This is a genomic window from Thermomonas beijingensis, from assembly GCF_020034655.1.
In the GTDB taxonomy this organism is placed as follows: Bacteria; Pseudomonadota; Gammaproteobacteria; order Xanthomonadales; family Xanthomonadaceae; genus Thermomonas; species Thermomonas beijingensis.
This window is the reverse complement of the sequence record NZ_JAIQDJ010000001.1, coordinates 482,946-509,341: the sequence shown is the minus strand read 5'-3', so window position 1 is coordinate 509,341 and position 26,396 is coordinate 482,946. Positions and strand designations below refer to the sequence as shown.

At 62.1% G+C, this 26,396-nt stretch carries 27 protein-coding genes and 1 tRNA gene; 15 read left to right on the top strand and 13 right to left on the bottom strand.

The features are described 5' to 3' along the window. Positions 1-9 precede the first annotated feature (9 nt). The 4 genes from K7B09_RS02290 to K7B09_RS02275 all read right to left on the bottom strand — a co-directional run bounded on the left by K7B09_RS02290 (position 10) and on the right by K7B09_RS02275 (position 3,276). Positions 10-85: transfer RNA gene (locus K7B09_RS02290), tRNA-Gln, on the bottom strand. Then, complete coding sequence (gene ispE / locus K7B09_RS02285) at positions 84-956, bottom strand: 4-(cytidine 5'-diphospho)-2-C-methyl-D-erythritol kinase (RefSeq protein WP_223626337.1); 873 nt, start codon at positions 954-956, stop codon at positions 84-86. Before ispE ends, K7B09_RS02290 begins: the two co-directional genes overlap by 2 nt. After that, positions 953-1,600 carry a lipoprotein insertase outer membrane protein LolB gene (lolB, locus tag K7B09_RS02280; RefSeq protein ID WP_223626335.1) on the bottom strand — a complete coding sequence of 216 codons (648 nt, stop codon included), beginning with the start codon at positions 1,598-1,600 and terminating at the stop codon, positions 953-955. The genes ispE and lolB overlap by 4 nt, the downstream gene beginning before the upstream one ends. Beyond that, positions 1,597-3,276, bottom strand: a complete 1,680-nt coding sequence (locus K7B09_RS02275) for a tetratricopeptide repeat protein (RefSeq protein WP_223626332.1) — start codon at positions 3,274-3,276, stop codon at positions 1,597-1,599. Before K7B09_RS02275 ends, lolB begins: the two co-directional genes overlap by 4 nt. Positions 3,277-3,374: 98 nt before the next feature. On the opposite strand from K7B09_RS02275, the gene hemA reads away from it, so the two are divergent. The 5 genes from hemA to ppk2 all read left to right on the top strand — a co-directional run bounded on the left by hemA (position 3,375) and on the right by ppk2 (position 7,433). Further along, positions 3,375-4,640 (top strand): glutamyl-tRNA reductase, encoded by a 1,266-nt coding sequence (hemA, locus tag K7B09_RS02270; protein WP_223626330.1) that lies wholly within the window; start codon positions 3,375-3,377, stop codon positions 4,638-4,640. Beyond that, positions 4,637-5,725 (top strand): peptide chain release factor 1, encoded by a 1,089-nt coding sequence (gene prfA, locus K7B09_RS02265; RefSeq protein ID WP_223626328.1) that lies wholly within the window; start codon positions 4,637-4,639, stop codon positions 5,723-5,725. Before hemA ends, prfA begins: the two co-directional genes overlap by 4 nt. A gap of 24 nt (positions 5,726-5,749) precedes the next feature. Next, positions 5,750-6,211, top strand: coding sequence for a GNAT family N-acetyltransferase (locus K7B09_RS02260; protein ID WP_223626325.1), 462 nt, complete (start codon positions 5,750-5,752; stop codon positions 6,209-6,211). A 77-nt stretch (positions 6,212-6,288) separates the two neighbouring features. Then, complete coding sequence (locus tag K7B09_RS02255; protein ID WP_223626323.1) at positions 6,289-6,660, top strand: helix-turn-helix domain-containing protein; 372 nt, start codon at positions 6,289-6,291, stop codon at positions 6,658-6,660. Beyond that, complete coding sequence (gene ppk2, locus K7B09_RS02250; protein ID WP_223626320.1) at positions 6,657-7,433, top strand: polyphosphate kinase 2; 777 nt, start codon at positions 6,657-6,659, stop codon at positions 7,431-7,433. Before K7B09_RS02255 ends, ppk2 begins: the two co-directional genes overlap by 4 nt. Here the strand turns inward: ppk2 and K7B09_RS02245 are convergent. The 3 genes from K7B09_RS02245 to K7B09_RS02235 all read right to left on the bottom strand — a co-directional run bounded on the left by K7B09_RS02245 (position 7,423) and on the right by K7B09_RS02235 (position 11,188). Further along, a complete protein-coding gene (locus K7B09_RS02245; protein ID WP_223626318.1) occupies positions 7,423-9,207 on the bottom strand; it encodes a tetratricopeptide repeat protein in 1,785 nt (594 codons plus the stop codon). The two genes, ppk2 and K7B09_RS02245, sit on opposite strands and share 11 nt — an antisense overlap. A gap of 134 nt (positions 9,208-9,341) precedes the next feature. After that, entirely contained in the window at positions 9,342-9,920 is a 579-nt protein-coding gene (locus K7B09_RS02240) for a TlpA family protein disulfide reductase (RefSeq protein ID WP_223626316.1), read from the bottom strand. Then, positions 9,917-11,188, bottom strand: coding sequence for a YihY family inner membrane protein (locus K7B09_RS02235; protein WP_223626314.1), 1,272 nt, complete (start codon positions 11,186-11,188; stop codon positions 9,917-9,919). Before K7B09_RS02235 ends, K7B09_RS02240 begins: the two co-directional genes overlap by 4 nt. A gap of 75 nt (positions 11,189-11,263) precedes the next feature. Between K7B09_RS02235 and wrbA the strand changes: the two genes are divergently transcribed. From wrbA to K7B09_RS02215, 4 genes are read left to right on the top strand one after another with little or no spacing between them, the layout of a single operon-like run. Then, positions 11,264-11,857: an NAD(P)H:quinone oxidoreductase gene (wrbA, locus tag K7B09_RS02230; RefSeq protein WP_223626312.1), complete on the top strand. Its 594-nt coding sequence runs from the start codon at positions 11,264-11,266 to the stop codon at positions 11,855-11,857. Next, entirely contained in the window at positions 11,854-12,189 is a 336-nt protein-coding gene (locus K7B09_RS02225) for a DUF2069 domain-containing protein (protein WP_223626309.1), read from the top strand. Before wrbA ends, K7B09_RS02225 begins: the two co-directional genes overlap by 4 nt. Then, the gene (locus tag K7B09_RS02220) at positions 12,186-13,769 is read left to right on the top strand and encodes a tetratricopeptide repeat-containing sulfotransferase family protein (protein WP_223626307.1); all 1,584 of its coding nucleotides are present in this window, start codon (positions 12,186-12,188) and stop codon (positions 13,767-13,769) included. Before K7B09_RS02225 ends, K7B09_RS02220 begins: the two co-directional genes overlap by 4 nt. Positions 13,770-13,798: 29 nt before the next feature. Then, entirely contained in the window at positions 13,799-14,287 is a 489-nt protein-coding gene (locus K7B09_RS02215) for an asparaginase domain-containing protein (RefSeq protein ID WP_223626304.1), read from the top strand. 129 nt (positions 14,288-14,416) lie between these two features. Here the strand turns inward: K7B09_RS02215 and K7B09_RS02210 are convergent, their stop codons facing one another. The 3 genes from K7B09_RS02210 to sufT form a co-directional block, all read right to left on the bottom strand. Continuing rightward, complete coding sequence (locus tag K7B09_RS02210) at positions 14,417-16,618, bottom strand: M4 family metallopeptidase (RefSeq protein WP_263296661.1); 2,202 nt, start codon at positions 16,616-16,618, stop codon at positions 14,417-14,419. 593 nt (positions 16,619-17,211) lie between these two features. Beyond that, entirely contained in the window at positions 17,212-18,780 is a 1,569-nt protein-coding gene (locus K7B09_RS02205; RefSeq protein ID WP_223626299.1) for a M4 family metallopeptidase, read from the bottom strand. A gap of 416 nt (positions 18,781-19,196) precedes the next feature. Then, positions 19,197-19,748, bottom strand: a complete 552-nt coding sequence (gene sufT / locus K7B09_RS02200) for a putative Fe-S cluster assembly protein SufT (protein WP_223626296.1) — start codon at positions 19,746-19,748, stop codon at positions 19,197-19,199. A 109-nt stretch (positions 19,749-19,857) separates the two neighbouring features. Between sufT and K7B09_RS02195 the strand changes: the two genes are divergently transcribed. Then, positions 19,858-20,304: a hypothetical protein gene (locus K7B09_RS02195; RefSeq protein ID WP_223626294.1), complete on the top strand. Its 447-nt coding sequence runs from the start codon at positions 19,858-19,860 to the stop codon at positions 20,302-20,304. Here the strand turns inward: K7B09_RS02195 and K7B09_RS02190 are convergent. Further along, complete coding sequence (locus K7B09_RS02190; RefSeq protein WP_223626292.1) at positions 20,270-21,667, bottom strand: NAD(P)(+) transhydrogenase (Re/Si-specific) subunit beta; 1,398 nt, start codon at positions 21,665-21,667, stop codon at positions 20,270-20,272. The genes K7B09_RS02195 and K7B09_RS02190 overlap by 35 nt on opposite strands. After that, positions 21,664-21,960, bottom strand: coding sequence for an NAD(P) transhydrogenase subunit alpha part 2 (locus tag K7B09_RS02185; RefSeq protein WP_223626290.1), 297 nt, complete (start codon positions 21,958-21,960; stop codon positions 21,664-21,666). The genes K7B09_RS02190 and K7B09_RS02185 overlap by 4 nt, the downstream gene beginning before the upstream one ends. 132 nt (positions 21,961-22,092) lie before the next feature. Between K7B09_RS02185 and K7B09_RS02180 the strand changes: the two genes are divergently transcribed. From K7B09_RS02180 to K7B09_RS02170, 3 genes are read left to right on the top strand one after another with little or no spacing between them, the layout of a single operon-like run. Next, on the top strand, positions 22,093-22,671 hold the full coding sequence (locus tag K7B09_RS02180; RefSeq protein ID WP_223627721.1) for an RNA polymerase sigma factor: 579 nt from the start codon (positions 22,093-22,095) through the stop codon (positions 22,669-22,671). Further along, positions 22,668-23,048 carry a hypothetical protein gene (locus K7B09_RS02175; RefSeq protein WP_223626288.1) on the top strand — a complete coding sequence of 127 codons (381 nt, stop codon included), beginning with the start codon at positions 22,668-22,670 and terminating at the stop codon, positions 23,046-23,048. The genes K7B09_RS02180 and K7B09_RS02175 overlap by 4 nt, the downstream gene beginning before the upstream one ends. A gap of 3 nt (positions 23,049-23,051) precedes the next feature. Then, positions 23,052-23,513: a DUF3106 domain-containing protein gene (locus tag K7B09_RS02170; protein ID WP_223626286.1), complete on the top strand. Its 462-nt coding sequence runs from the start codon at positions 23,052-23,054 to the stop codon at positions 23,511-23,513. A 90-nt stretch (positions 23,514-23,603) separates the two neighbouring features. Here K7B09_RS02170 and K7B09_RS02165 read toward each other — a convergent pair whose 3' ends face one another. Beyond that, positions 23,604-24,707 carry an NAD(P) transhydrogenase subunit alpha gene (locus K7B09_RS02165; protein WP_223626284.1) on the bottom strand — a complete coding sequence of 368 codons (1,104 nt, stop codon included), beginning with the start codon at positions 24,705-24,707 and terminating at the stop codon, positions 23,604-23,606. 74 nt (positions 24,708-24,781) lie between these two features. On the opposite strand from K7B09_RS02165, the gene K7B09_RS02160 reads away from it, so the two are divergent. Next, entirely contained in the window at positions 24,782-25,378 is a 597-nt protein-coding gene (locus K7B09_RS02160) for a nitroreductase family protein (RefSeq protein WP_223626282.1), read from the top strand. A gap of 99 nt (positions 25,379-25,477) precedes the next feature. Then, positions 25,478-26,365 (top strand): 5'-3' exonuclease, encoded by an 888-nt coding sequence (locus K7B09_RS02155; protein ID WP_223626280.1) that lies wholly within the window; start codon positions 25,478-25,480, stop codon positions 26,363-26,365. Positions 26,366-26,396 lie beyond the last annotated feature (31 nt).

Sequence of the window (26,396 nt, the reverse complement as noted above, 5' to 3'; positions counted from 1 at the left end):
TGGATGAGATGGCAGGGGCGGAAGGATTCGAACCTACGCATGCCAGGATCAAAACCTGGTGCCTTAACCGCTTGGCGACGCCCCTAGCGAAATTGCCCCACTGCATCCAGCAGTGGCGACCTGTCTGCACCGCGCACAAGCCACGCATGCAGGCTTGATGGCAACGCGGCAAGTGCAGCTTCAGCGGCTTCGCGGGTGGCGAATTCGACAAAACATGCACTGCCCGAGCCGGTCAAGCGCGGCGTGCCGATGCTGGAAAGCGCCGCAAACATCGCCTCAATGGCGGGTTCACAGCGGCGCAGCACTGGCTCGAACGCGTTATCGAGCACGTTCCCTGACAGGAAGCCCGCTATTGTCGCGGGTCTGGCGTCTCGCGTCAAATCCGGTGATTGAAAAAGGCTGGCGGTGGCGGCATGCACCCCCGGATTGACCAACACATACCACGCAGGCGGCAGCGACATGACGGTGAGCTGTTCCCCCACACCTTCGGCCCACGCATTGTGTCCGCGCACAAACACCGGCACATCGGCACCCAGCGCAAGGCCCAATTCGGCCAGCCGATCCACGCCAAGATGAAGCTGCCACAGCTGATTCAGCGCCACCAACACGGTCGCTGCATCGGACGAACCACCCCCGAAGCCGCCGCCCATCGGAATGCATTTTTCGATGCCGATATGCGCACCTTGCGCGCATTTAGCCGATGATTGCAAGTATTTTGCGGCACGAATCAGGAGATCGTCTGCCTCAGTCACCCCATCTGCACCCGGTCCAACGCGGCGGATAATGCCGTCGTTGCGCGCCCGCAGATACACCGTATCGCCCCATTCCAGGAGGCGGAATACGGTTTGCAAGTCGTGATAACCGTCATCACGGCGACCGGTGATGCGCAAGAACAAGTTCAGCTTGGCCGGGGCCGGCCAGGCACTCCATCCAGCATCCGCTGCAAACCCAGTCACTCCAGCCCCCAACGATCAATCGCAAGCTTCACCCGGCTCTTGCCACGCTGGGCGTCGATACGTGAAGGCATCTGCAAACCGCTGGATGGGTCGAGCTGCCAACGGCTGTACTCAATTTTCCAGCCACCCTGCTCGATCTGCCGTGGCAACAACTGCCCATCGAAGTGGATTTGCGCCGCCCCCAAACCGAACTCACTGGCGGCTACTGCACGCATCCAACAACCTAGTGCCTGTATCGGGATATCCCAACCAGTGGCCGTGCGCAGCAAAGTCGCGGCATCCGCGCCATGTTGCGATCCCTGCGGCATGCCTTGCAGCTGCGCGCCTTGCGTATCGGACTGTAATACCCAAGTTTGCGCGGTGATGGGCGCGGTCAGTTTCAGCTGCAAACGACCCTCGCCTTGCGTCCATTCAAAACGCGCAGCACCCGCGTCCTTGCCGTTGCTGATCGCCATCCGACCCGCCATCGCCCAACCCGGCTGCAGGCAATCCCCCGACGCCAGGCCCAAGGCTTGCGTGCGTTGCTGTTGCGCGGCCCGCGCATCCACAACATCCGGCGCAGCGCGAGGCGATGTTGTGTGCGGCAGGGTCTGGCAACCGCCCAGCAAAACCATCAGCAGGACACCCCCGACACACCCTCTCACGCACCCACCTCGCGCAATGCACGTTGCAGCGCACGGTTGTCCGGCTCCAGCTTGCGTGCTTCATCGAAATACTTGCGCGCCTCGTCTTTCTGCCCAAGCACCCATAACACTTGCCCAAGATGGCTGGCGATATCAGGGTCTTTCTGCTGCGTATAGGCACGCCTCAAATAGTCCAGCGCTTCACGCGACTTGCCCAGCTTGAACAGCACCCAGCCGTAGCTGTCGATGATGGCGGCATTACCGGGGTCGGCCACGCGTGCGCGGTCGATCAACTCCAGGGCCTCGCGATAGCGCTGGGTGCGGTCGGCCAAGGTGTAGCCCAGCGCATTGAGCGCCGCCACATTGTCCGGCGCGATCACCAACACACGGCGCAGGTCGGCCTCGGCTTTGTCGATCTGGTCTTGCCGCTCCCACATCAGTGCACGCGCGTACAGCAGCTCCAGATTGTCCGGAAACGCCGCAAGGCCCCGCGCAAAGGCATCGCGCTCGGCGCTGGCATCCTTGTCTTTTAGGCGTAGCTCGGCTTCCAGCAGATAACCATCGCGACGATCGTCGTCACGCAACCCGGCATCGGCCTGAATGGCATGCAGTGCATCAAATGCCTGCTGAGGGCGCTGCATCGCATGCAACACATTGGCCGTGCGCATGCGCGCCACACCCTGCGCCTGTTGTCCCGGCACATTGGCGTACCAACGCAGTGCGTCGTCGTAGTGCTCCAGCGATTCGGCCAGCTGCCCCAGCAGCAATCGGCGCGACGGGCTGGGCTCGGTGGCCCCTTGCTTCACTTCGGCGTACAACGCAGCCAGCCCGGCCTTGTCCTTGGCCGTATCCAACAACGCCGCACGCTGCGCGTAGCTGGCGTCGTCTTGTGCACCCTGTGCCAGCACTTGAGCAGCTTTGCCAGGCTCGCCCAACGCCGCAAACTCACCTGCCAGCGCCCAGCGCAACGGCGAGGATTGCTGCGCAGCAGGCTCCAACCCGGCCAGCACTTCACGCGCCTGTTCGGTTTTGCCGGCTTCGCGCAGCAGTTGGGCGCGCAACAGCGCCACCTTGGGCTCCGCCGGGAATCGCGTCACTACCTGCCCGATGATGGCATCCACCAATTTGGGCTGTTCCAGCCGTTGTGCCAGGCCGCCAAAACTCAGCCATGCTTGCAGGTCATTGGGCAAACTCCCCTGTCGAATGATGTCGTTCAGCATCGTGACGACCAACGCCGGCTGCTTACCCACTGCACCAGTCAGCGCGGTCAAGCCGGCGCGCCAACCCTTCGGCTCTGCCATGAGGGCCGCCAATTCGCGCTGTGCTTGCCGCTTTTGCCCGGCGCGCAGGGCCAAGCTGGTGGCTACCATGCGCTCGGACTGACTGCGTCCGGGCGCCAATGCATACCAAAGCTGCAACGCTTGGCCAGCCAGCGCATCTTGGTCAGCCAACAGCGCAATGCGGGTAGCGCGCTCGGCCAGGACCGGGTCCTGCACCGCCTTGGCGGCATCCAGATAATGCCGCGCCGCTTCCGGCAAATGACCGCTTTGCAGGGCGAATTCACCCGCCAAACTGGCCTCCAGCGGATCCACCTTCGCCAATGGCTGCGCCGGCTTGCCGGCCAGCGCCGCTGCCGAGCAAGTCAACAACAGCAGCAGTAAAGACACACGCAAACCACAGCAATACAGGTTGGACATGAAGGCGGCCGGTACAATGGCGGGTCGGGCCCGCAGCTTAACGCAGCCGCCTGAACAAATTCGCCAACTCCCTGTCGTGGTCCACAGCATTCCCGCTTATGAGCTTGTACGTCCTTGGCATCAACCACCAAACCGCGCCGGTTGCCCTGCGTGAAAAGGTGGCGTTTGCCAGCGAATCACTGGCCCCAGCACTGGCGTCGCTGCGCGGCTTGGCGGATGTGCACGAAGCCGTGTTGTTATCCACCTGCAACCGCACCGAGCTGTATGCCCATACCGACGGTGATGGGCAGGTCCTGGCCGACTGGCTGGCGGCGCATCCGGATGCCGGCAACGATGTGCATGCGTATCTGTACCGGCACCGCGATGCGGATGCGGTGCGTCACTTGTTCCGGGTAGCCAGTGGTCTGGATTCGCTGGTACTGGGCGAGCCGCAGATCCTGGGCCAAGTGAAACAGGCATGGGCCGCCTCGCGTGAGGCGGGCGCGCTGGGCGGGCAGTTGGACCGGTTGTTTCAGCAGGCCTTTGCCACCGCCAAGCGCGCCCGTACCGATACCCGCATCGGTGCCAACCCGGTGTCGGTGGCGTCGATCGCAGTACGCTTGGCACAAGAAAATTTCGCGCGGCTGGATCAATCCAGCGTGCTGCTGATTGGCGCCGGCGAAACCATCGAACTGGCGGCACGCCATCTGACAGATGCCAAGGTGCAGCGGCTATTGATCGCCAACCGCACCTTGGCGCATGCGCAAGAATTGGCCAGCCGCCACGGCGGTATTGCCTTGCCACTGAATGAGATGGACAAGCACTTGGCCGAAGCCGACGTGGTGATTTCCGCCACCGCCGCGCGCACCCCGATCCTGCACCGGCAGCAGGTGGAACATGCGCTGCGGCAGCGCAAACACCGGCCGATGTTGCTATTGGATTTGGCAGTGCCGCGCGATATCGCCAGCGATGTGTCGGGCCTGCGCGATGTGTTTTTGTACACCGTCGATGATCTGGAACGCTCGATCGAAGACAACCGCCGCAGCCGCCGCGAAGCCGCAGAGCAAGCCGAAGCCATCATCGAATTGCAAACCGCCCGCTTCATTGAGCAATGGCGCGCCAGCAGCCAGCAACAACCGTTGCTGCAATTGCGGGCGCATGGCGAAAACGCACGCAACGACGCACTGGCCAAAGCCAAGCAACAACTGGCCGCCGGCCTGCCTGCCGAGCAAGCACTGGAATTATTGGCGCACACCTTGACCAATCGCCTGCTGCACGCACCCACCGTGGCCCTGCGCGACGCCGCCCGCAGCGGCGATGCCGAGCTCAGCCGCGCGGTGGAAAAATTATTCCCTGGCCCCGACACCGGCAGCCGCGACGCATGACCCCTGCCCTGCGCCGCAAACTGGAAGCGCTGCTGGAGCGGCGCGAGGAAGTAGAACGTTTATTGGCCGACCCGGCCGTGGCCGCCGAGCAAACGCATTTTCGCAATCTTTCGCGTGAATTTGCCAGCTTGCAGCCGGTTGCCGATGCCTTGGCCGCCGAGGCGCAAGCGCGTGCCGACCTGGCCGCAGCGCTTGCACTGCGTGATGACCCTGAACTGCGCGAATTGGCTGCCGATGAAATCGACACCGCCAACACCCGCCTGCAGCAACTGGAAGGCGAGCTACTGGCGCAATTGATTCCGAAAGATGCGCGCGACGATGGCGGTTTGTATTTGGAGGTCCGCGCCGGCATTGGCGGTGATGAAGCGGCGATTTTCGCCGGCGACTTGTTCCGCATGTACACCCGCTATGCCGAAACCCAAGGCTGGCGGGTCGAGGTGGAATCAGCCAACCCCGGCGAACACGGCGGCTACAAGGAAGTCGTGGCGCGGGTGGAAGGCGCGGGTGCGTATGCCAAATTGAAATACGAATCCGGCACCCACCGCGTGCAGCGCGTGCCGGCCACCGAATCGCAAGGCCGCATCCACACCTCCGCCGCCACGGTAGCCATCATTGCGCTGGAGGCCGGCGAGGACAGCACCATGGTGATCAACCCTGCGGATTTGAAGGTGGACACCTTCCGTTCGTCCGGTGCCGGCGGGCAGCACGTCAACAAAACCGAGTCGGCCATTCGCATCACCCACGTCCCCACCGGCGTGGTGGTGGAATCGCAAACCGAGCGCAGCCAGCACGCCAACCGCGACAAAGCGATGAAACGCCTGCAGGCAATGCTGGTGGAAGCCGAGATCGAAAAACGCACCGCCGCCACCGCGGCCGAGCGCAAATTGCAGGTCGGCAGTGGCGACCGTAGCCAGCGCATCCGCACTTACAACTTCCCGCAGGGGCGCATCACCGACCACCGCGTGGAAGGCCTCACCCTGTATGACCTGCCCGCGATCATCGAAGGTGCGCTGGAGCCGCTGATCCTTCGCTTGCAGCAAGAACAGCAAGCCGAAGCACTGGCGCAGCTGGCCCGCGAAGCCTGATCGCCCCCCACGCCGAGCATAACCATGACAACGACCACCATTACCCGCGCAGGCCCGGCCGATCTGGATGCACTCGCCACCTTGTTTGATACCTACCGCCAGTTCTATGGTCAACCCAGCGATGTCGAGCGTGGCCGCAAATGGCTGCGCGAACGCCTGCGCTTTGGCGAGTCGATGGTGCTGTTGGCACGCCGCGGCAACGCGCTGGTGGGCTTCGCCCAGCTCTACCCGATGTTTTCCTCGGTGCGCACGGCGAAGACGTGGATTTTGAATGATTTGTATGTGGATGCCAGTGCGCGCCGCAAGGGTATCGCCCGGCAATTGCTGCAAGCCGCCGCCGACTTTGCCAAAACCGACGGTGCCACCGGGATTGCACTGGAAACCGCCAGCGACAATGTCGCCGCACGCGCCCTGTACCGCGCCGCCGGTTGGCGCGAAGATGCCACCCAGTGGTACTCGCTGAGCTTTGAGCCGGGCCTGCATTGAGGCATCCCTAGCCCGCGTGCACAGCGGCACGCAGCGATCTACACTCGATCATCCCCGGCCGTACAAGGATTCTCCGGATGTCGATCGACGCCACCCTGCGACTGCTCAGCAAAGCCAGCGGCATTACCGTCACCGACCTTGCTACCACTATTCCTCGGGCCGGCATCAGTACGGTCAATGCGTGGCTGAAAGGCGACAAGATTCCGGGCAAGGAACAAATCGACGCATTGGCGCGTACCTTCGGCGTCCCCGCCGGCGCGTTGCTGGCGGAGATCGCCACCACGTTGGATCCTGCGCGCAGCAAGGGCGAGCACGCGCTGCTGGCCGCCTATCGCAGCCTCAATACGCGCCAACAAGGTGCGCTGCTGGAAGTGGCGCGCAGCATGCAGCCGGCACCGCCAGCCACACCACGGCGCAAGCCAGCCACACCGCGGCGCAAGCAAGCATGAGCAAGCTCAAACGCGAGCAGTATCAAGCCCTGCTGGAGCCCATGCAGGTGGAATTGGCGAATGCGGCGCGCTGGCTGCAACACACCGGCAGACGATTGGTGGTGGTGTTTGAAGGCCGCGATACCGCCGGCAAGGGGGGGGCCATCCAGGCCATCCACGAGCACATCAACCCGCGCCAATGCCGCGTGGTCGCACTGCCCAAACCCAGCGAACGCGAGGCCGGGCAGTGGTATTTCCAGCGCTATGTGGAGCAACTCCCGGCCGCAGGTGAGATCGTCCTGTTTGACCGCAGTTGGTACAACCGCGCCGGGGTGGAAAAGGTGATGGGGTTTGCCAGCGACACGCAGGTGACCGCGTTCCTGAAAGCCGCGCCACTGTTTGAAAAGCAGTTGGTCGATGACGGCATCCTGTTGTTCAAATACTGGCTGTGCTGCGATCAGGAAAAACAGGAAAAACGTTTCACTGACCGCCTGCATGATCCGCTCAAAGGTTGGAAGTTATCGCCGATCGACTTGGAAGCACGCAGCCGCTACCGTGCCTATACCGAGGCGCGTGAGGCGATGCTGGATGCCACGCATACCCGCCACGCACCGTGGACGCTGGTGGATTTCAACGATCAGAAACTGGGCCGGCTCAGCCTGATTCGCGACCTGCTGGATCGCCTGCCCGACACCCGCATCGATGCCCCTGCCATCACCTTTCCGCCGCTGGCCAGCCACCCTGCGTGCGAACACTACGGCGCGCTGGAGCCGATCCCTGCGTTCAAGGTTTGACGGCAGCCACAGGCATGGCGGCGACTGGCGGCCACGGCAAACCCACTTGCTTGGCCAACGCGGCATAACGCGGGTCGTTGCGATAGCGCAGCAACAAGGCGTCGTACAGCAGCGCTTGCATGCCCGGATCACGCGCTTGCCATGCGCGCGCCAACCATTCGAACATTGCATCCGGTTCACCGCGCACCGCATACACCTGCGCAACCTGGAACGCCCAGCCTTCGGCATGGTCGTGGATGCACGCCTGCAGCCGCGCATCGGCATCGGCACGGTTGCTGCCAATTTGTGCCGCCAGCGCCAAGGCGAAATCTTGCCACGGGCCGGCAGGTTCGGCTTCGGCGGCTTTCTGTGCCGCCGCAAAGTCACGCCGCTGCACTTCGATGATGGTCAGCAGATGGTGGTTATAGATGGCGCGCGGCTCCAGCTCGACCGCCTTGCCGATGGCTTGTTTGGCCTCGTCCAAACGCCCCAGTGGCATTAAATAGGCCACTAGCCAGCGGTACCAGTTGGCATTCCGTGGATCCAGCTTCAGCGCCCTACGGGTTAGCTCCACCGCCTGCGTCAAATCGCCCTGGCTGGCACGTGCCACCCCAAGTTGATACAGCGCGTCGCCATCTTCCGGTGCCAGCGCCACCGCTTTGCGCAACTCGGCCTCGCCATCTTTCCAGTTGAAATCGCGCAGCATCAACAGCCAGCCGCGTGCCACATGTGGTGCCGCCAAGCCGGGGGCCAATTGCAAGGCCTTGGTGGTGGCGACATCAGCATCGGCAAATGCATCGCTGGCCTGTTTGCCGGTCAGACCGCCCGATACGTTATCGATCAAGGTACGCGCCTTCATCGCATAGGCCAGACCATAGTTTGGATCCAATTCGATGGCGTGGTCGTACAGCTTCAGTGCCTCTTCCGCACTGGTACTGGAATGCGCTTTCAGGTAGGTGTTGTAGGCATCCAGATTGCCGCTGGGCGGGCGGTCGCCCTGCTGCACTTGCACAGGCAGCGGAGGCTGCAATTTGGCCTGCAGCGCTTGCGCCACTTGCCCCACGATTTGATCTTGCAGCGCAAATAAATCCTTGTAAGGGCGATCGAAACTGTCTGCCCATACGGTACTGCCATCGGCGGCTTTGATCAGACTGGCACTGATGCGCACGGTGTTGCCGGAACGCCGCACGCTGCCCTCCAACAAATATGACACACCCAATTTGAGGGCGATGGCCTGGCTGTCGTCTTTACTGTCACGGAACTGGAACGAGGAATTGCGCCCAATCACGCGCATGCCTTGCAAGCGCGTCAGCGCGATGATGAACCCCTCCGATAGACCATCGGAAAAATACTGCTGGTCGTTGTCGCCGCTTTCATTATCGAATGGCAACACCGCGATGGAGTTGTCGGTGGCAACCGCTGCTGCTTGCGTCGGCCGTTCGGCCTTGTGATCCACCAGTCGGTCGGTCAGCAACAGCACTACCGCGATGGCCAGCACACCGATGATGATTAAATCGATCTTGCGATGCGATTGATTGGCGCGTGCCTCCGGTTCGATGTCGCTTTCGCGCTTGATGCCTTCAGAGGTGAGTTCGAAAAACCATGAAAACGAAACCCACAGCGGGAAGCCAATGGCGCTGGCGATCAAGAACCAGCGGGTCGCCGCTGCCGGCGCACCCAATTCTGGGCCGAGCTGGGCAATTCCTTGGGCCAAGGCCCACACCGCACCGACGTACAAGACCACCGCACGCAATACGTTGCGACGCTTTAACTCTCCGATGAACTTGCCGACCATGCGATATCCGGATCCGTCCCCTGCGGTGATTGTTCCACATCAGACCGGCAAAACCCGTCCCAATGGCCAACAACCTTACCCGTCAACCGAGTTCAACGGAGACCGCGTCATTTGCAGGCCACGCCCGGTGCAGCTCAGTCGGCGTTGGGGCCACCGAAACTGGCGATGTCCTGTTCCAGCATGCTGGCGGTCACTGGCCCGGTATATTTGCGCATCAGCTTGCCATCGGGTGCAATCAGCCAACTTGTGGGCAAGCCGCGTGGTGCGCCGAAATCCTTGGGCGGGCTGTACACATCAATCAGCGCGATGGGATAGGTTGTTGGATGGGCTTGCATGAAGGCCCGCAAATCATCGGCGGTGTTGTCTTCGTAAGCCAGTCCAATCACTGCAATATGCGGGCGCATCGCCGCCAGCGCAGACAGCTCCGGCATTTCCTGCAGGCACGGCCCGCACCAGGTGGCCCAGTAATTGACGATGACCCATTTGCCACGCTGTTGACCCAGGTCCCACGCTGCGCCGCTCAACGTGGTGACGCGCAACGCCGGGTGTTGTGCATTTGCAATGGCCGGTTTCGCCACCGGCGCAGTAACGGCGGCAGGCTTAGGCCGGGTTGCCGCAGTCGCACTTTGGGTAGAGCCGCTTTGTTGCGGCTGACAGGCCGCCAAACTCAACAGCAATGCAGCCCCAAAGCCATACAAGCAGGCCATCTTCATTCTTCCCAAACCCCTTCGTACACGCTGGAAACACTTTGCTGCAACACGTCCTGCAAAGGCGTACGCAAATTCGCCAAGGTCATTGCCACTGCATTCCCCAGGGCATCTCCGGTGTGCGCAACCGCCGCTTCGGACAACGGCACGCGCAATTGCGCGGCTTCGTACAACTCCGCCAATTTGACATCCTGCAGGTCGCGCGCCAGCAACCAGTGACCACTTTCGGTGCGCTGCAGCACATGGATCAGAGCCATATTGCCTAAAAGTTCCTGCACCATGCTGTCGGTCAGGCTGGGTTCCAATTCGCGCAACTGCTCCCCCGATAACCCTTTGCCACTGGCACGTGCTTGCTGAAACCGGCCCAGCATTCGCAGCAAACCGAACAGTTCATGACCATGCGGCAGGCGCAGCTCTTTGGGTTGATAGCGAAACGCCGACATCGACGACGCAAACGACGCACCAAACAGGATCGACACCCAACTCAGGAAGATCCACAGCATGACGATGGGAATCAGCGCCACCGCGCCATAAATCTTCTGATAGGAATCGAAGCTGTCCAGATACAACCCCAACCCGGATTTCACGCATTCGAACAACAGCATCGACAACATGCCGCCCGCCAACGCATGCCGCCAGAGTACGGTGCGGTGCGGCACCAACTTGAACACCGCAGCAAATGCCAGCAGCTCAATCGCCATCGGCGCCAGCCGCAGCATCAGCGCTTCCAACCAACGCCCTGCCAAGGTTTCAAAAATGGCCAGTGCAAACAACCGTGTGGATAGCGCCAAACTGGTGGCTGCCACCAGGGTCCCCAAGGTCAGTACCGTCCAATACACCAGGAACCGGCCGATTTTCGGGCGCACCGTGGGCACCCGCCAGATACGGTTGAAAATTGACTCCACACTGTTCAACGTGACCAGCAACGAGATGATCAGGGCCAGTGCGCCCGCGGTGGTCAATTTGCTGGTATTGGCAGAAAAATCAGTCAGATAGCCGGAAATCGCCTGCGCCGCGCGCGGCACGAAGTTGGCCAAAATATAGTCACTGAGCTTGACACTCCAGGCATCGAAAACCGGGAACGCCGACAGCACACCAAACACCACCATCGCCAACGGTGCCAATGCAAAGGCGGTGGTGTACGACAGCGCGCCGGATGCCTCGAACAGGCGATCGCCCAAAAACCGTTTGAGCACGAATCGGCCAAAACTGCTGGCCCGCGCCGGGTCGCGCAGGCGCTCGCTCCATCGATACAGGGAATCAAGAGGTTCCATTCGCGCAAGACTAACCGATGCCACGATGGCACCGCATGCCCTATCCTGCGCACTTGCCCACTCAAGCGCATGCCCATGCCCGAAATTTTGGTGTTGTATTACAGCCGCGGTGGCTCGGTGGCACGGCTGGCGCGCCAGATTGCACGCGGCGTTGGCGAAGTGAGCGGCATGCAAGCACGCCTGCGCAGCTTGCCGCCGGTCGCGCCAATCACCCAAACCGCCGCCCCACCGGAACCCGAAGGCGGCGCGCCGTATGTGGACAAACATGATTTGGCCGAATGCGCCGGCCTGCTACTGGGCAGCCCGACCCGGTTTGGCAATATGGCCGCGCCGGTCAAATATTTTGTGGATACGCTGGGTGCCGAATGGGCCAGTGGCGCCCTGGTAGGCAAGCCCGCTGCGGTGTTCACCTCCACCGCGACGATGCACGGCGGGCAGGAATCGACCTTGCTGACCATGCTGGTGCCCTTGCTGCACCACGGCTGCGTGATTGCCGGCATTCCGTTTACCGAAAGCGCGCTCAATACCACCCGCAGCGGCGGCACGCCGTATGGCGCCAGCCATGTGGCGGGGGTAGCAGACACCCCCGAGCTGAGTGAAGACGAAGCCCAGCTTGCGCGCGCACTGGGGCGCCGGGTGGCCGCGCTGGCCAAGCGGTTGCAGCCATGACCAGCGCACGCTATCTGGCCACCGCACTACTGGCGTTGGCGGCGATGTACGTCGTGTGGTCACTGCAACATGCGCAACCGCTGGCGGGGCTACTGGCATTTGCCACACCACCGGTCTTGCTTGCACTGGGGGCCCTGCGCCAGTGGCCGCGCATTGCCTTTATCGCCGCAGTGTTTGCACTGTTGTGGTTCAGTCACGGCGTGATGTTGCTATGGGCCGACTCCGCCAGCCGTGGCTGGGCCGCGGCTGAAACCTTGCTGGCGCTGCTGGTGATCCATGCCGCCTGTCTGCCTGGCTACCGTGCCCGTCGCGCCAAGCAGGCTGCGCCGTGACTATCGACCCGCGCATGGCAGGCCTGCCACAGGCCATCATCGCCACGGTGCATGCCGGTGCACGTGCCTTGCGTGATGGCGACCCGCGCCGTGCCGAATCCCTGCTGCTGCAAGCCTGCCAACAGGCGGCAAACCATCCCGAGCCGCTGCGCTATCTGGCCATCGTGCAATTGCAGACGCGTCGCCCGGCGCTGGCCCAAGCCAGCCTGCAGCAGGCACTCCATATCCGCCCCGACGATGCCCAATTGCATAGCGACCTGGGGAGCGCGCAGGCAGCATTGGGCGATATCGATGCCGCCCTGGCCAGTTGGCAACACGCCACTACCCTGGATCCCAAACACGCAATGGCGTGGTTCAACCTGGGCCGCAATCATCAGCAACTGGGCGATACAAACGCCGCGATTGCCGCCCTCAGCCAAGGCGTTGCACTGGCCCCGCAAGCCCTGCCGCCCAGGATTTTGCTGGGCGATGCATTGGTGCATGCTGGCCGCTTTGACGAGGCGGCACAGCACTATCGTGCCGCGCTGGCTTTGCATCCGGCCTGTGGCGATGCGTGGCGGGGGCTGTCCAACATCAAGACCGTGGCACTGACCGAGACCGATGCCAGCGCCCTGCGCACGCAATTGCAGCGGCGTGAGAGTGCCGATACCGACAAGGTTGCGATGGGGCATGCGCTGGGTAAATTGGAAGAAGACCGTGGCCAGCACAGCGCCGCACTGGCCGCATTTTCTGCGGCGAACGCGCTGCAACATCGGCTGACACCGTGGAGCGCAGGCGCCTTCACGCACTTTGTGGAGCAGGCCTTGGCCGTCAGCCAACAGCTGCCCGCACCGGTGGATCCGCGCTTGGGCGAGGAGGTCATTTTCATCGTCGGGCTACCCCGCTCGGGCTCGACCTTGTTCGAGCAAATCCTCGCTGCACACCCTGATGTGGAAGGGGCCAGTGAACTGCCGGATTTAGGCATCGTGCTGCAACAAGAATCACAGCGGCGCGGCATGCCGTACCCACAATGGGTGCCGCAAGCCAGTGCGCAGGATTGGCAGCGCCTTGGCCAGGCCTACCTGCAGCGCACTGCACGCTGGCGCAAACACCGCCCGCGCATGACCGACAAGCAACCGGACAACTGGAAGCACGCCGGCATCCTGCGTGCCATGCTCCCCGGTGCCACGGTGATCGAGACACGCCGCGACCCGCTGGAAACCGCGTGGTCGTGCTTCAAGCAACAGTTCTACAGCCAGCCACATTTCGCCAACACCCTGGCCGATATCGCAACCTACATGCAACGCTGCCAGCGTGCGATGGAGCGCTTTCGCGAACGCGACCCGGCACGCATCCATTTGCATCATTACGAAGCCCTGCTGGATACGCCGGAACCGCAGATCCGCGCACTGTTGGCGCATTGCGGGCTGGCATTCGACCCCGTTTGCCTTGCCTTCCATCAAAGCCCGCGCAGCGTCCGCACGGCCAGCGCCGCGCAAGTGCGGCAGCCCCTGCGCGCCACTGCGGCCCGTGCGCTGGCCTATGGCGCATTGCTCAATCCGTTATTGACACTGCTGGAGATGACTTCGCCAATGCTGTAAGCGCAGCTGTTTTGTCGGAAAATGAGCCTATGGACAACCTACTGATCGTCACCACCGGCGGTACCATCGACAAGATCTATTTCGACGACAAGTCGGACTACCAGATTGGTGACCCGCAAATCGGCATGATCCTGCGTGAACTGGGCGTCACCTTCCGCTTCAGCGTCATCCCGATCCTGCGCAAGGATTCGCTGCACATCACCGATGCCGACCGCGAACTGATCCGCGCCACGATTGCCGCGCAACCCACCCGGCATGTGTTGGTGACCCACGGTACCGATTCGATGGTGGCCACCGGCAAAGTGCTGCAAAGCATTCCCGACAAGACCATCGTGATGACCGGTGCACTCAGCCCGGCGCGCTTTCGCGGGTCAGATGCCGAGTTCAACATCGGCTGCGCGATTGGCGCCGTGCAATCACTTCCCCGTGGCGTGTATATCGCCATGAACGGGCGCATCTGGGATCCACTGAACGTGCGCAAGAATGTGGACGCCAACCGTTTCGAAGCATTGGGCTAAGCACCGCTGCCGCAACACATGATCCCGCCAACTGGCGGGATCATTCAGTGACTGCACGCGGCATACGCCCAAAAAAGAACCCCGGCCGAAGCCGGGGTTGAAGATCAACACGTTTGCTTGAGAATTGGATCAGTTGGTGCCCGAAGACAGCACCACGCCCGAGAAGGTCGAATACGCGCGCACCTTGATGTAGTAGGTGGTGGCGGTGCTCGGGGTCAGGGTGCAGGTCTCGCTGTTGCCGGTCTTGTACGGACGGCAGGTGTAGCTGGAGGTCGTCGGCGCGGAACCCGCGCGCACGTACAGGTCGGCGTCACCGGTGCCGCCGGCGATCGAGATCGTCACGGTTTGCCCGGCAGCCACGGCCTCGGTGTAGGTCGAAGACCAGTTGCCGGTGCTGACGGTCGGCAGGTTGACCGAGGAGCTGCCACCGCCGCCGCCACCACTGCCGGCGGTGTAGTCACCCACCAGGCTGACACCGGAGAATGCCGAGTAGGCCTTCAACCGCACGTAGTAGGTGCCGGCCGTGGGGCTGGCGATGGTGCAGCTCTCGGCATTGCCGGACTTGTACGGACGGCAGTCGTAGCTGCTGTCGGTCGGGGTGCTGCCCGCCTTGACATACATGTCGGCATCACCAGTGCCGCCCGACATGTTGAAGGTCAGGTTGGTGGCACCCGCCGGCACGGCCAGCGTGTAGACCACATCGCTGCCGGTTGCCGCGCTGATGCCGGACACCGTGGTGCCCTTGGTCAGCGGGCCACCGGTGGTGGTGCCACCACCGCCGCCACCGCCGCCACCGCCGCCGCCCGAGCAGGACACCCCCACCGCGCTGAACGCGCTGGTGACATCGGCCTTGGTGTAACCCAAGTCGGTGGCCGCCGTTTCCACGCCGCATGCGCCCTGGTTGAAGGTGCTGCTGGCCGTCCAGTAGTTGGCATTGGCACGGGCAAACACCTGGAAGGCCTTCTTGGTATCCCAGCCGGACTTCTTGGCCAGGGTGCAGAACGCCTTGTTATAGACACCGGAGGTGTAGTGCACGTCCATGCTGCTGGTGTAGTTGGCGGCATTGTCGATCGAGCTGCCGTCCTGGGTCGGGTTGCACATGTAACGCAGCGCGCCAGTGCCCTTGAAGATTTCGGAACCCACCAGGAAGTCGTTGCTGCCGCGGCTGTAGAACTCGGCGGCTTCGCCGGCCATATCCGAGAACGCTTCGTTCATGCCACCCGACTGACCCGAGTAGGTCAGATTGGAATGCTGCTCGGTGAAGCCGTGCGAGATTTCATGGCCCGAGACATCCAGGCTGACCAACGGATAGAACGTGCTGGCGCCGTCACCGTAGGTCATCGCGGTGCCGTCCCAGTACGCATTCTCGTAGCCGGTCTTGTAGTGCACTTTCATCACCAGCTGGAAGGTCAGCGGGTTCATGCCCATGTACGCGTTGTACATGTTGAAGATCACGCCACCGAAGTAGTGTGCGTCATTCAGCGGCGAGTAGGCACCGTTGATGGCCTTCACCGTGTTGCGCGGGCAGGTATAGGAGAACGCGGTGGTGCTGGCGTTGCTGGTGGAGTTGTTGAGGTTGACGGTCTTGACCTGCGCATTGTTCATGGTGCAGGTGCTGCCGCTCTGGGTGACGTCCAGATAGCCGTAGTTGGTGCCGTATTCGTACTGGCCGGTCTTCTGGTTGCCGCCGGGGCCGGTACCCACCAGCGTGTGCTGCAGGTTTTCCCACTTCTTGATCACTTGGCCGCTGAGGGCATCGATGATCACGATCGGGCGGGTCGGGTTGCCACCGGCCAATGAATCGGCGTAGAAGGTGACGGCATAGGCCAGGTGACCCTTGCCAGCGTCATCAATGAAGATGACCAGATCAGACTTCTCGTTGCGGCTCTGCATCCCGGCAATGCCGTTCCCCAGCGCAGCGCGCTTGCCGGCAACCAAGGCTGCGGCACTGTTGAAGGCCGGCTTGGTGGTACTGATATCGCGCTCCAATCCGGACACATAACTGCCGAACATGCCGCGGACATTGCCCGCGCCATCTTCACTGACGGCCACCCCTTGGCCGTAGACCGGAATGCCACGCCATGCTTGGTCATAGCGATAGTTGCGCACACCGCGATCGGCACGCGTGCTGCGCATCAACAGGGTGTTGCTGGCATCAGCACCCATGAACTGCTCATGGCGGCGGTGCGCAGTTGCGGCAATACCTTGAGTGGCCGACAACGACCGGTATTGCTGCTGCAACTGATTGAGATTGCGCTGATGTAGATCTGAACGGTTGGCAGCTTGGGCACCGACTGCGGAAAGCGAGAGCAGGATGGCGGCACTTAGCATGCTGGTGCTACGAAAGCGATTCACTTGGCATTACCCCTGGGTTGTTGGTTGAGTTTCCGCATCTGCGGTTTCGAACGAAACAACGACATCTAGCCTGCGTGCCCCTAGCGTGAATCGCCATGTTTTGCACATCAGACAGCGCCCTGAACCTGAACGGTGTCGAAAGCGATGGCGGACATTCCGACGCATTGACGGCAAAGTCAAGAACCATGCGTTATGTCACAATAACCAAAAGTTATTAAATGCAGAAATCACTTGTAAATCAGTCACTAAAGCAACTATTTTTCTGTTATTAAGACGCCATCACAAAAGTGAACTGGGTCACATCGGACTCGGATGCTGCACCGCAACATCAATGTGCGCTGCCGAAATTTGTCAGCTTGTGACAATTCGCGCCCGGGAAATTGGTCACAGCAGCAAGAGTGCGTTCATGCTCTGCCACTGCTCAGCGAATCACCAAAATCGCTCAGGCAATCGGCTTTACGCCCCGCGTTGTTCTGCCATGAAGCAACAAACCCCGACGCTTGTCGGGGTTTGTTATTGCTGGCGGGCCCACGATCGAGCTGCCCTGTTTTGCTCAAGCACGGATCAGATCAGGCGCACTTCACACCCACTGCAGTAAATGCCGCAGTCACGCTGGCCTTGGTGTAACCCAACGCCGTAGCGGCCTTTTCGACCCCACACGCGCCTTGGTTGAAGGTACTGCCAGACGTCCAATAATCGCGATTGGCACGCGCAAAGACTTGGAACGCTTTCTTGGTGGTCCAGCCCGAGGTCTTGGCGAGCAGGCAGAATGCCTTGTTGTAAACGCCGGAGGTGTAGTGCACGTCCATCGTGCTCTTGTACTTGGAGGCGTTATCGATCGAGCCACCGTCCTGCGGCGGGTTGCACATATAGCGCAGCGCACCCGTGCTCTTGAAGATCTGCGCGCCCACCAACCAGTCATTGCTGCCGTGGTCGTAGTACTCGGCAGCCTCGCCAGCCATATCCGAGAAGGCTTCGTTCATGCCACCCGACATGCCCGAATAGGTCAACCCCGAATTTTGTTCGGTGAATCCGTGCGAGACCTCATGCGATGTCACATCCAGGCTGACCAGTGGATAGAACGTGCTGGCACCATCACCAAAGTACATCGCGGTACCGTTCCAAAACGCATTTTCGTAGCTGGTCTTGTAATGCACCTTCATCACCAGCTGGATGGTCAGCGGCTTCTGTCCCATATAGGCGTTGTACATGCCGAAAATGACACTGCCAAAACGATGCGCGTCATTCATCGGTGAATAGGCACCATTGATCGACTTCACGGTATTACGCGGGCAGGCAAACGAAAACGCGGTGCTGCCGGCAGTGCCGCCATTGAGGTTGACGGTCTTGACCTGGGTATTGCTAAGCGAACATGTGGTGCCGCTCTTGGTGACATCCAGATACGGGTGGGTGGTGGTGTTGCTGCCGTATTCATACTTGCCGGTCTTGGCATTGCCCCCGGGGCCGGTGCCGATCAAGGAGCCGGTCTGCAGGTTTTCCCACTGCTTGAGCACTTTTCCGCTGCGCGCATCCACCATGACGGTGGGGCGCGTTGCGCGCCCGGCCGCCTGCGCATCGGCAAAGTAGCTGACCTTGTACGCAAGATGCCCGCCCCCGGCATCATCGATAAATACCACGACATCGCTACTTTCATTGCTGGTCAGCATCCCGGCGATGCCATTGCCCAACCCTGCGCGCTTGCCCGCAACCAGCGCCTGCGCCGCAGTAATCGCCGGTCGCGTGCTGACGATGTCCTGATCCAAACCGGAGATCAGGTTGCCGAACATGGTGCGCACATTCCCCTGCGCATCCTCGGCAACGACCAAGTTCTCGCCAAAGATCGGAATCCCGCGCCATGTCTGGTCGTAGCGATAGTTACGCTCGCCATTTTCAACCTGCCGGTTGACACGCATCAGCAGATGGGTACTTCCGCCGGCCCCCATCAGCGCGGCGTGACGACGGTTGGCCATCTCGCTGCCGACCTGCCCCTGACTGGCCAGCAGCGACTGGTATTGCTGGCGCATCTGGGCGAGATCGCGCTGTTGAAGATCGGTACGCGTTGCAGCTTGTGCACCTGCCGCCGTGAGCGACAGTGCGATTGCGGCGGCCAGCGTGTTGAGCGAGCAAAAACGGTTCATTCAAAATTTCCCCTAGGGTACGTGTGGCTTGCCGCAGACGCGGCAAGGCGAGACATCGACATGCATCGAACGCTGCGCAGCCGGCAAATGCCAAAGCTCCCCTGCAGTGCCCCGCTGCGTGGCAACGTGTTGTTATCGCTGACAGACCCCACATCCGGAAGCGATGCGGGATCTTCACGCGCAGCCCAGGGATTTGGTCAAAAACCATTTGTTATTCGCACATGAAAATATGGAATAAAGAAGGCATGCCTCGCATCGGCATTGGCGATCCACGGGGATGCAGCAATCGTGCAATGCAGCAAAACATGCTGTACACGACCTCAAATGACATGAATTTCTTGCATTGCACAAGTCTTCGGCGCTGACCCAATAGGTCATTTCGCGACCTGCGCCCTTGCCAACACACCGCCGTAGCGTCAGAACATCCCGGTTTCCAGCCTGGCCACATCCGACATCAGGCTTTGATTCCACGGCGGATCAAACACCAGCTCGATATCGGTGTCAGCCACGGTCGGGATTTTTTCCAGTTTGCTGCGTACATCGTCGATCAGGATGTCACCCATGCCGCAACCTGGCGCGGTAAGGGTCATGCGCACCCGCACGCCGCGCTCGCCACTTTCCGGATGGTACAACTCAGCCAGATAGACCAAGCCAAGATCCACGATATTGACCGGGATTTCCGGGTCAAAGCAGGTGCGCAACTGCTCCCACACCACCCGCTCCACGTCCTCGTCGGTGGCCCCTTCCGGCAACTCCAGAGGCTCGGCCGGCTGCTTGCCAATAGCATCGCCATCCTCACCGGCAATTCGCATCAAATTACCTTCCACAAACACCGTCCAGCTGCCACCCAGGGCTTGGGTGATATAGCCCACAGTACCGGCGGGCAAAGTCACTGCATCGCCCTGCGGGACGAGAACGGCGGCGCAATCGCGCTCAAAACGGACGGGTTCGCTACTGCGGGAGTACATAGAGAGGAGGCTGGGAATCGAATCCGTACCATTCTAGTCCCAATCCAATTGCCCGTCAGCCGTCGCAATGGGATCATTCCCCATTCCTTTGACTTCGATCAGCCAACCAATGCCCCCACAACCGGAGTCCGGTCCACGCTGGTACGCCCTGCCCTTGCTGCTGCTCGGCGCCAGTGGATTTGCGGCCGGCTGGATGCTGCTGGCATTAAGGTTGGATCGCACCTGCAGTTGGCTGGCTCTGCTCGCCGCGATGGATATGGTGCTGCTGCTGCGGCTAAGCCGCTGGCCTGCAGATGCCTCCCGCATGCTGCTGGCACTGGTATCCACTGCCGGCGTGATTGGATTGGCCAATGGCTTGATTGCCGGCGGCCAGATCGGCAAATCGCTGGGGATGCGGCCGTGGGAAGCGGTGCTGAAAATCGGCCCGGACTATGCGTGGCTGTTGGTGCAACTGGCCACCGACCGCGTAGACGTTGCGCTGTACGCCGCCAGCTTGGCACTGGCGGCGTGGTCAGGTGTTGTCAGTGGCCGCCGTCCAACGCCTTCAACTCGCTGACCAAGGCGCTGGCCACTTCAGCCCCATCGCCATACAACATGCGGGTGTTATCCGCATAGAACAGCGCATTTTCAATTCCGGCAAAGCCCGTGCCCTTGCCGCGCTTGATGACGATGGTGTTCCTGGAGTTCACCACATCCAGAATCGGCATGCCGTAGATCGGGCTGGCCGGGTCGGTCTTGGCCACCGGGTTGACCACGTCATTGGCGCCGATCACCAGCGAGACATCGGTTTGCACGAACTCGGGATTGATGTCGTCCATGTCGGCAATCAGGTCATACGGCACGCCGGCTTCGGCCAATAGCACGTTCATATGGCCGGGCATGCGCCCGGCCACCGGGTGGATGGCGAATTTTACCTTCACCCCGCGCTCGATCAAACGCTGGCTCAGCTCCCATATCTTGTGCTGCGCCTGCGCCACCGCCATGCCGTAGCCGGGCACGATCACCACACGCTCGGCAAACGCCATCATCGCCGCCACGTCGGCCGCTTCGATGGGTTTCATCGAACCCCCGATTTCTTGCATCGCCGCCGAGCTGCCACCGAAGTTGGAGAACAGCACATTGCTGATCTTGCGGTTCATCGCCTTGGCCATCAGCCGGGTCAGCAGCATGCCGGCCGCACCGACCATGGTGCCGGCGATGATCAGCGCCTCGTTGCCCAGCACATAGCCTTCAAACGCTACCGCCAGCCCGGTGAACGCGTTGTATAGCGAGATCACCACTGGCATGTCGGCGCCGCCAATCGGCAGGGTCATCAACTTGCCCAGGCCCAGCGCCAGCAGGAAGAAGGCGATGATCCACGGCATCGCCAGCGTGGTCACCGCCATCACCCCGCATACCACCGCCGCCAGCGCCACCAGGGCATTGAAATATTGCTGACCGGGGAAGGTGTAACGCTTGTCCATGCGCCCATCGAGCTTGGCCCAGGCGATGATCGAGCCGGTCAGCGACACCGCACCAATCAGCGCGCCCACCACCGCCAACACCAGGCCCAACTGCGAGGGTACCGGCGCACCGCCGGAAAACTTCACCAGCTCCACCGCGCCGATCGCCGCCGCCGACCCCCCCCCCATGCCGTTGAACAGCGCCACCATCTGCGGCATATCGGTGATCGCAACTTTCTTGCCCCAGACCCAGTTCAGGCCCACGCCAATCACGATCGCCACCAGCATCAGCGCAATGTTGTGCAGCCCGGGCAGGAACAAGGTGACGACGGTAGCCAGCAACATGCCCACGCCCGCCCACTGGATGCCGCTGCGCGCCGTCTTCGGGCTGGCCATGCGTTGCAGGCCCAGCAAAAACAAAGTGGCGGCGATAAAATAACTCAGTTTGACCAAGGTCAGAATGCTCGCTTCGCTCACTTGGCATCCCCTTTCTTGCTGGCCTTGAACATGTCCAGCATGCGCTCGGTGACCACATAGCCACCGGCCGCATTGCCTGCGCCCAGCAGCACCGCCACAAAGCCCAGCGCCTGCTCCAGCGGGGTTTTCGCCTCACCCAGCATGACCATTGCACCAATCAACACGATGCCGTGGATGAAGTTGGAGCCCGACATCAACGGGGTATGCAGGATCACCGGTACCCGCGAAATGATCACGTGCCCGGCGATGCCTGCCAGCATAAAGATATACAACGCCACGAAGCCATCGCCCACAGCCCACCTCCCCGATTGTCTGTCTGCATCATAAACACGGCGAGCGATCAGATGCCATGTCAACCGGATGGCAGCCCATGCGTTTGCAGCATGACTGTGGCAATTCCGCCCGGTCAGCCACCGTGGATCCGCATGTTGCTGCTGTCCCCCGCTAAGCTTGGGTCGGTGAAGACCGCACCGCCCGCAGCCGAGACTGACCTGCCAACAACGCTGGAAGCGTTTTTGCGCGGGATTGATGCACGCGCCTTCCGCTTTGCCGAATTGGGCCTGCGTCATCGCGAGGATGCGCTGGATGCGGTACAGGAGGCGATGCTGAAAATGCTGGCCTACCGCGATCATCCGGCAACCGAATGGAGCCCGCTGTTTTGGAGCATCTTGCGCAACAAGATCACCGATATGCAGCGGCGCAGCCTGTTTCGCCTGCGTTGGTTGTTGCCGGGCAGCACCGGCAAGGACGGCGATGCGGTGGACTGGGCCGATGACACACCCGACCCGTCGCGCAGCCATGACAGCCGCGAGGCGTGGCAGGAAATCAGCAACGCGCTGCGCAGTCTGCCGGCGCGCCAGCGCGAAGCTTTCACCTTGCGTGTGCTGGAAGAATTGGATGTCGCCGCGACCGCCCGCGTGATGGGCTGCAGCGAAGGCTCGGTGAAAACCCATTTGTCACGCGCACGCGAGGCATTGCAGAAACAACTGGAGGCGTTCCGATGAACGGGAACACAGACAACTTCGATATCCACCTGCGCATCCACCATGCTGCCGCGTTGGCGCAGCTGTCCCCGCAGGTGCAGGCGCAACTGGCGCAGCGCCGGAATGCGGCACTGCGTGGTAGCGGCATCGCCAAGTCAGGCCACCGCCTGCGTTTGGCGGCAGCCGCATTCGCCTCGGTGTGTGCTTTGGCGGTCGGCGTGCAGTTTTTCCCGCAGTCGCAGCCGGCGTTGTCGCCTGCCGTCACTGCGTCGGTGGCCATCACCACGCAAGCCACCACCGCATCCGCAACAGCCCGTGGCAACGCCGCATTGGAAGAAGACCCCGATTTCTACGCTTGGCTGGGTGCTTCGGAAACCCGCCAACTGGCAATGGAGTAAGTCATGACCACTCGCATCAATACCCTTGTCCTGCTCGCCGGCTTGGCGCTCGCCCCTTTTGCAACCCATGCACAAGACGCCAAACCCGCGCCACCGCCGACAGAGGCCATGCCGGCCTGGGAGCAACTCAGTCCGGCCCAGCGCGAACTGCTGATCGCCCCGGTGCGTGACCGCTGGAACCGCGAACCCGAGCGCCGCCCGCAATTCATGGAATACGCCAAGCGCTGGAAAGACATGCCCCCGCCGCAGCGCGACCACGCCCGTCGCGGCATGGAACGTTGGGAAGCCATGACCCCGGAACAGCGCGAACACGCCCGCGCCGTGTTCAATTTCGTGCATGGCATGAGCAAGGAAGACCGCCGCGCCTTTATGGGCAAATGGCAGCAAATGACCCCACCGCAACGCAACGAATGGGTCAAGGCGCACCCGGCACCACCGGCCCCGATGCCGCCATCCAAACCGTGATGATGGCAATACGCTGCGTGAGTCAGCAGCAACCCGAATCCATCCGTCGCTGTTCCTGCACGCCTATCCACCAAACTATCCCGAAGACATTTACGCCTTCGTCACGCCCGCCTCCACCCGTTCCGGCCACACGCTCCTAGCCAGCAGCTCATCGCCCCAATCGAAGTGCAGCGCGCCGTCCTTGAGCAGCAGGCTGACGAAGTTGAAGACGTTGCGGGCGTACATTTCGCTGGCGTGCTGGGCACCCATCGAGGCCAGATTCAGCGGCCCGGCGACGGTGACACCAGCGGATTCGATGGTTTGCCCGGGCTGGGTCAGGGCGCAATTGCCGCCGGTTTCGGCAGCCAGATCCACCACCACACTGCCCGGCTTCATGCCGGCCACCATCGCCTCGGTAATGATTTTCGGCGCAGGCCGGCCCGGCACAGCGGCGGTGCACACCACCACGTCGATGCCTTTCAGGTGATCGGCCAGCCGCTGCTGCTGCAGGGCGCGTTCTTCGTCGGTGAGTTGGCGTGCATAGCCGCCTTCGCCGGCGGCAGACACGCCCAAGTCCAGGAATTTGCCGCCCAGCGATTCAATCTGCTCGCGGGTTTCCGGGCGCACGTCGAAGCCTTCCACCGCCGCACCCAGCCGCTTGGCGGTGGCAATCGCCTGCAAGCCGGCCACGCCCGCACCCACAATCAGCACCTTGGAGGGGCGAATGGTGCCGGCCGCAGTGGTGAGCATCGGGAAAAAGCGCGGGGCCAGTTGCGCGGCAATCAATACTGCTTTGTAGCCAGCCATGCCGGCCTGCGAACTGAGCACGTCCATCGCCTGGGCGCGGGTGGTCCGCGGCAGGCGCTCCAGTGGAAACGCAACCACGCCCGCGGACTGGAGGGCCGCGCTCCGCGCCGCATCGGCCTGGGGATGCAGGCTGCCCACCAGTACCGTGCCGTGCTTCAACCCGGCGATGGCGGCAGGCTCCGGCGGCTGCACGCACAGCACCAGATCGGCGGCGGCGGTGGCATCCTCGGCCAACTGCGCGCCCACATCGATATAAGCCGCGTCAGTAAAGTACGCTCCGGCGCCAATACCCGGCTGGATGCGCACCGCGCAACCGGCGGCCACCAGTTTCTTGCAGGTTTCCGGACTCAAGGCCACCCGGCGCTCGCCGGTTGCTGTTTCCCGTGCCACGCCCACGATCACCGCCATTGCGTATCCCCCAACTTGTCTCGATCCCTGCATCCTACCGCTACCATGGCACTTCCCCGCAATGATGTTTGCTGATGCTGACCCATAACGCCCTTCTAAGCCGCGTGTCCACGCCCACCCGCCAACTGGCCGCGCCCGGCCCCAGCGATGCGCAGCTGCTGGCAATGCTGCAAACCGCGGTGCATGTGCCCGACCACGGCAAGCGGGTACCGTTCCGGTTTTTGCGGATCACGGGCGATGCCCGCACCCAATTGGCCGATGCGGCGCAAGCACGGCTGCTGCAGCTTGAGCCGGAGGCGGGTGCTGCCGTCATCGAAAAACTGCGCAGTCGCTTCACCATGCCACCGCTCACGATCGCGGTGATTGCCAGGTTGGGCGAGGACGAAAAAATCCCGGCATCCGAACGGTTTTCCAGTGCCGCCTGCGTGTGCTTCCAACTGTTGCTGGCCGCGCAAGCCGAAGGCTTTGGCGCGCAGTGGTTGACCGGCTGGCCAGCGTATGACCGGCCACTGCTGGAACAAACACTTGGATTGACTGCCGACGAGCAATTGCTGGGCAGCATTGCGATCGGCACCGCGCTGGTGGCGGTACCTGAGCGCGAGCGACCGGATGCCGCGGCGTTGCTTGCCGATTGGACCGCACACGCCAACCATCGCTTCGAGCATTCCTGAGCTGGCGCCTGACGCCGGGTGTTCGCTCCGCCGCTGCAATGCGGCTACGCGAATCTCCCGACGCTCCCGCCAGCTTGCTGCGCTTACGGGTTTTTCACCATGTCCTCTCGCACCTTGCACCTTGTCGATGCCTCGCTGTACGTATTCCGCGCCTGGCACTCGATGCCGGATGAATTTCACGATGCCGATGGCTGGCCCACCAATGCGGTGCACGGGTTTGCGCGTTTTCTATTGGATTTGCTGGAACGCGAGCACCCGCAACACATCGCCATCGCCTTCGATGAAGCGCTGGACAGTTGTTTTCGCAATGCCTTGTATCCCGCCTACAAAGCCAACCGCGACCCTGCCCCGGCGGAGCTGCGCCGACAATTTGCGTGGTGCAAGGCGCTGTGCGAGGGCTTGGGGCTGACCACCTTGGCGCATACCGACTTCGAGGCCGATGATTTGATCGGCAGCGCGGTGCATCGCGCACGCAGCCAAGGGTTTCGCAGTGTCATCGTGTCGGCCGACAAGGATTTATCGCAACTGTTGGGCGATGGTGATGAGCAATACGACTATGCTAAGCGCGAACGCTGGGGCGCTGCCGGGGTGAAGGCCCGGCACGGCGTGCATGCGCAGCAGATGGCCGACTATCTGGCGCTGACCGGCGATGCGGTGGACAACATTCCCGGTGTCACCGGTATCGGCCCGAAATCGGCCGCGGTGCTGCTGGCGCATTTTGGCAACCTGGATGCGCTGCTGGCGCGCATTGATGAAATCCCGTTCCTGCGCCTGCGCGGCGCGGCGGGGTTGGCCCTGCGGCTGCGCGAGCAGCGCGAACATGCCCTGCTGTGGCGGCAACTGACCACGATTGCCCTGCATGCGCCGCTACCCGAGGGCGACTTTGCGCGTGGCAGCGGCGATGCCGAAGAACTCGACGCTCTGGCCGACTGGGTGAAGTTCGGCCCGATGACGCGCAAGCGCTTGTACGAAGCGGCATCGTTGTAGTTGCAACGCGGGCGTGCGGCGGTGTGGCGCT